Origin of the sequence: Pantoea stewartii subsp. stewartii (genome assembly GCF_008801695.1) — a bacterium.
In the GTDB taxonomy this organism is placed as follows: Bacteria; Pseudomonadota; Gammaproteobacteria; order Enterobacterales; family Enterobacteriaceae; genus Pantoea; species Pantoea stewartii.
Genome location: NZ_VZPF01000244.1, coordinates 1 through 461, shown reverse-complemented (window position 1 = coordinate 461; position 461 = coordinate 1). Strand labels below are relative to the sequence as shown.

Here is a 461-nt window from a genome sequence, read left to right as displayed (position 1 = left end):
TGATAAAGCAGAATAATAGCCATGACCACCATTTGTATCGATTATGGTTTATACTTTGATATTGGAGCATACTGACTTGTCAATTAATGACTCCCAAACAGTTCTGCGAAACACTTTTTATTAACTTCGGTATTTGTCAGAGCTTTTGCTCTATTAAATGGCATTAACTTAATACTGTTGCGTGGTGGAAAGCCTTCTGGAACTGGTAGTGCTGCATCTGCAGGGATATATCCTTGCTGTAAAACCATATTTTGTCCCTCTTTTGAGAGTAAGAAATCGATAAATTTTTTTGCTCCTTGAGGGTTTTTAGAGGCTTTCATTATTGCTACTGGCTCAGTTACGATACTGACCCCCTCTTTTGGGAATACGAACTCAATTGGAGCGCCTTTAGCCTTTGCTCGAATGGCCATATAGTCCACCAGAAAACCATAAGCTTTGTCACCTGATACAATAGCGCTCAG

General features: G+C 39.5%; 1 protein-coding gene. It reads right to left on the bottom strand.

Annotated elements, in window-relative coordinates:
- Window positions 1–83: 83 nt before the first annotated feature.
- A partial coding sequence (locus F7Q90_RS26000) for an ABC transporter substrate-binding protein (RefSeq protein WP_151161195.1) occupies window positions 84–461 on the bottom strand: 378 nt, incomplete at its 5' end.